Origin of the sequence: Stenotrophomonas sp. PS02300 (assembly GCF_029959395.1) — a bacterium.
Classification (GTDB): Bacteria; Pseudomonadota; Gammaproteobacteria; order Xanthomonadales; family Xanthomonadaceae; genus Stenotrophomonas; species Stenotrophomonas maltophilia_AD.
In genome coordinates this window covers 1-4114 of sequence record NZ_JASCOP010000207.1, presented here as the reverse complement: position 1 = coordinate 4114, position 4114 = coordinate 1, and the positions used below count along the sequence as shown (strand labels likewise).

The 4114-nt window shown below is 69.1% G+C and carries 5 protein-coding genes; 1 reads left to right on the top strand and 4 read right to left on the bottom strand.

The features are described 5' to 3' along the window. Positions 1-72 precede the first annotated feature (72 nt). The 4 genes from QMX79_RS20195 to QMX79_RS20180 all read right to left on the bottom strand — a co-directional run bounded on the left by QMX79_RS20195 (position 73) and on the right by QMX79_RS20180 (position 3595). Positions 73-1287, bottom strand: coding sequence for an RNA polymerase sigma factor (locus tag QMX79_RS20195; RefSeq protein ID WP_282248366.1), 1215 nt, complete (start codon positions 1285-1287; stop codon positions 73-75). Between the two features lie 61 nt (positions 1288-1348). Then, positions 1349-1858, bottom strand: a complete 510-nt coding sequence (locus tag QMX79_RS20190; protein ID WP_282248365.1) for a pathogenicity-like protein — start codon at positions 1856-1858, stop codon at positions 1349-1351. A 6-nt stretch (positions 1859-1864) separates the two neighbouring features. Beyond that, entirely contained in the window at positions 1865-2773 is a 909-nt protein-coding gene (gene tesB, locus QMX79_RS20185; protein ID WP_282248364.1) for an acyl-CoA thioesterase II, read from the bottom strand. A 42-nt stretch (positions 2774-2815) separates the two neighbouring features. Then, the gene (locus tag QMX79_RS20180; protein WP_068850181.1) at positions 2816-3595 is read right to left on the bottom strand and encodes an enoyl-CoA hydratase/isomerase family protein; all 780 of its coding nucleotides are present in this window, start codon (positions 3593-3595) and stop codon (positions 2816-2818) included. Positions 3596-3629: 34 nt separating this feature from the next. Here QMX79_RS20180 and QMX79_RS20175 point away from each other — a divergent pair, with 34 nt between their 5' ends. Then, positions 3630-4061 (top strand): copper chaperone PCu(A)C, encoded by a 432-nt coding sequence (locus QMX79_RS20175; RefSeq protein ID WP_282248363.1) that lies wholly within the window; start codon positions 3630-3632, stop codon positions 4059-4061. Positions 4062-4114: the final 53 nt, after the last annotated feature.

Genomic DNA, 4114 nt, shown 5'->3' with positions numbered 1-4114 from the left:
AATGAACCGTCGGGCGGGCCCCGGCCCGCAAACAAAAAACGCGCGGGCCCCCGCCGGGCGCTTTTTCATGCGTCAGATCAACCCGCGCTCGCGGGCCACGGTCAGGATCAGGCCGACGATCACCAGGTTGGTGACCAGCAACGCAGGTCGTCCGTACATCGACTGGTACAACCAGCTGGGTCCCGCGCGTCCCTTGCGTGCGGCATCACGCGCGATCATCGGCGCCATGATCCGTTGCAGCGGCACCAGGATCTGGTAGTTCACCAGCGCGGTGCCCAGCACCATCGCGGCCAGCGACAGATACACCGGTGCATCCAGCACCGTCAGCGCCAGCACCGCCGCGCAGACCAGCATCGCGGTGAACGTGCTGTAGTGCACGAAGCGATGCACCGCCGCGCGTTCGGCCAGTGTCTGGGTGTAGCAGAGCAGGTAGCGGCCACCGAGGTAGCTGCCGATCACGCCGCCGGCCATCGCCGCGATGGCGATGCTCCAGTTGAACTCCGGGCCGAGCAGGTGGCTCTGGCTGGCCGCCGCGCCCAGCGAGCCCATCGCCGCACCACCGGAGAGGCTGGCACCGCCCAGGCCGAGCTTGCTGCTGCCCACGCCCACGCTGGTGCCCAGCAGGATCGCCGCGCTTGCCGTGCCCGGTGCGGCCACCATCACCATCGACACCACCGCGGTGGCGAAGGCCGCACTGGGCGCGCTGCCCCGCGCGAACTCGCCGAAGCGGCGCAGCATTTCCTCGCGCACGCTGGCGCGCGCCCGCGACAGGCGCTTGCGCACGGCGGCGTCGCTCAGCCCCAGCAGGTTGGCTACCTGCTGCGAGCTCTGGCCTTCGCGGTAATACAGCAGCAGCGTTTCGCGGCTGTCCTCGGGCAACGCGGAGATGATCTCTTCGGCAGCCACTTCCTCTTCCGCCCGTTGCAGGTATTCCGGCGCGGACGGGCTCGGGTCGGCGGCCATGCTGATGGCGATCTCGGCGGCCTCGCCCGACAGCGGCCGGCCGCGGTTGGCGCGCAGCCAGTCGCGGGCCAGGTTGCGGGTGATCTGGCGCAGCCAGGGCAGGAAGCTGGCGTGGTTGTGCAGCTGGTTGAGCTGCTGCCAGCCCTTGATGAAGGCTTCCTGCGCGATGTCCTCGCTGGCCTGCACGTCGCGGGTGATCGCCAGCGCGATCGCGGTCACGGTGTTCTGGCAGGCCAGCACGATGCGCCCGTACGACTGCTGGCAGCCGCCGGCGGCGGCAGGCAGTTCGCGGTCCAGCGTGTCGATCAGCGGCAGCGTGGTCATGGCGTCGGTCCCTGGGGGTGGTGACATCATGACGGGGTGGGGCGGGGAATGTGACCGGGGCTTACGGTTGGTTCGTCGGAGGCGTGATCCGGACGCGGACCTCTTCCTCTTCCGGCGCCGGTTGGGTGGCCGGGGCCTGTGGTTGTGCCTGCTGCACCGGTGCCGGCGCAACGGTGGGGGCGGCGCGGTGGCGCATCACCACCACCATTGCCACGGCGGCGATGATCAGCAGCAGGCCGATGCGGATGCGCCAGGCCCAGTTGCGGCGCGGGGCCACGTCGGCGGCCTGGTCGCGGAAGGCGAATTCGGCGGTGGGGTGGTCGCGCCGGGTGGTTTCCAGCAGGCGGGCATCGCGCAGGATTTCGCGCGCGCGCGGCTGGTCGTTGGCATGCACCACCCACAGGGTGGGGTGGGTGGTGGCCTTGCTGGTGTCCAGGTAACTGAACTGGCTGCCGCGCTTGCTGTGGTACGAGCGCCCGTTGGTGATGCGCACCTCGATGCCGGCATCGCGCAGCAGTTTGGCCACGCCTTCCACGGTTTCCACGCGCTGGCTGGTGAAGATCTGACGCATATCGAATTATTCCTTGGCCGGTACGGCAGCGGCCGCGGCACTGTCATCCACCACGCGGATCAAGCCTTCCTGCGCGGTGCTGGCAACGAGTATGCCGTTGCGGGTGAAGAACTGGCCACGGGCCAGCCCGCGCGAATCCTGTGCGCTGGGGCTGTCCAGCGAATACAGCAGCCAATCGTCGGCGCGGAACGGGCGGTGGAACCAGATCGCATGGTCCAGCGAGGCCATCTGCACATGCGGCTGGTAATAGCTGATGCCGTGCGGGAAGGTCGCGGTGCCCAGCAGGTGGAAGTCCGACGCATAGGCCAGCAGCGCCTGGTGCAGTTCGGGCGCATCGCCCACGGTTTCATTCAGGCGCAGCCACACCTGGTGGTAGGGCGGGCGCTTGGGCGGGTGCAGTTCATCGCGCGGGTACACGTGGCGGAACTCGAACGGGCCGCCGCGCGAGAGCCAGCGCTGCACCTTGATCGGCAGGCGCTCCAGCAATTCGGGCGGCAGCGGGCGGTTCGGTTCGATGTCTTCCGGCTGCGGCACTTCGGGCATCTTGTGCTGGTGCTCGGCCCCGCTTTCGGCCTGCTGGAACGAAGCGGCGCAGAAGAAGATCACCTTGCCGTGCTGGATCGCGGTGACCCGGCGCACGGAGAAGCTGCCGCCATCGCGGGTGCGGTCCACGTCGTACACGATCGGGTGGTCGATGTTGCCGGCGCGCAGGAAATAGGCGTGCAGCGAATGCACATGCCGGCCGTTCTCGACCGTGGCCTGCGCCGCCGACAGCGCCTGGCCCAGCACCTGGCCGCCGAACACGTACTTGGTGCCGATGTCACGGCTCTGGCCCCGGAACAGGTTGTCTTCCAGGCGCTCGAGCGTGAGCAGGTCGATCAGCTCGGAAACGACGGGTTCTTGCGGCTGGGACAAGGCGGCGGCCTGCGATGGGGCGGACAGGAATTATACGGGTGCTCAGGCCTTCCCCAACCGTGCCACCAAGGTCTGCAATGCCTGCTGCGCATCCGGGGCATACCAGGCCTCGACGAAGCGGTCCAGCCGGATCAGGTCGGCATGCAGTGCTTCATGCAGGTCTTCTCGGGCAATGGCGCGGGTGAGCAGCATCGGCTGGCGCGGCAGCTTCAGCAGGCGGCCCAGCCAGGCCACCGCGCGCGGCACCACATCGGCCGGGGCGGCCAGCTCATCCACCAGCCCGATCTCCAGGGCGCGTTCGGCCGGCACCATCTCACCGCCGATCAGCAGCTGCGAGGCGCGGTGGTGGCCCACCACCCGGCGCATCAGGCGCTGGATGCCTTCCGGGGCCACCAGCCCCACCTGCACCTCGTTCAGGCCGATCACCGTGGGTTGGGCCGGGTCCGGACTGCGCGCCAGGATCCGGTAATCGCAGCACAGCGCCAGCACGCAGCCACCGGCCGGCGCGTGGCCGGTCAGCGCCGCCACCACCGGCACGCGGCTTTCGGCCAGGGTGCGCACCGCGCCGAAGAACGCCTGCCAGCTGTCCAGCAGCTTGTGCCGGTCCTCGCCGTGGCTGAGCAGGTGCGGCACGTCCATGCCGGCGCTGAAGATGCGTTCGCTGCCCGACAGCACAATGCCGTGTACGTCATCGGCCATGGCCTGGTTGATGTCGTGGATCAGCTGACGGCACAGCTCGGTGTCCAGTGCATTGACCGGCGGGCGGGCCAGCCGCAGCTCGCGGATGGGGCCATGGTTGATCACCTCGATAAGCGTCGTCATGCTGCGATCTCGTTGCGGGCAGGGAACTGAGGCGATGATAACCAAACCATTCGTGTGCGTATTGTTGGCGATGTGTGCGGCCGCAGCATCGGCCGGGGCGGCCGAACCGTCGTGTGTGACAGTGCGCGAGGGCTGGGTGCGGCTGCCGCCGGGCAGTGTGCCGATGGCGGCCGGCTACGGCGTGATCCACAACGGCTGCAAGGCGCCGGTAGCCGTGGTGGCAGCGGGTAGCAAGGCGTTCGGCGAGGTGTCGCTCCACGAAACCACGCTGGTCAACGGCGTGAGCCGCATGCGTGCGGTGGAACGGTTGCCGATCGCGCCCAATGCGAGCGTGGCGCTCAAGCCCGGCGGCCTGCACCTGATGTTGATGCAGCCGGAAGTGCCCCTCGCGAAGGGCGGCCAGGTGCCGCTGCGTCTAAGCCTGGAAGACGGCCGCAAAGTGGATGGCACCCTGCAGGTCCGGTAGTGCCGGCCCCAGGCCGGCCGCGCCGGGCACCCCGCGGCGGGCGGGATTTACCC

Coding starts and splice junctions, on each gene's coding strand:
- QMX79_RS20180 (WP_068850181.1), bottom strand. CDS start 3,595: ATGACGACGCTTATCGAGGTGATCAACCATGGCCCCATCCGCGAGCTG.
- QMX79_RS20190 (WP_282248365.1), bottom strand. CDS start 1,858: ATGCGTCAGATCTTCACCAGCCAGCGCGTGGAAACCGTGGAAGGCGTG.
- QMX79_RS20195 (WP_282248366.1), bottom strand. CDS start 1,287: ATGACCACGCTGCCGCTGATCGACACGCTGGACCGCGAACTGCCTGCC.
- QMX79_RS20175 (WP_282248363.1), top strand. CDS start 3,630: ATGATAACCAAACCATTCGTGTGCGTATTGTTGGCGATGTGTGCGGCC.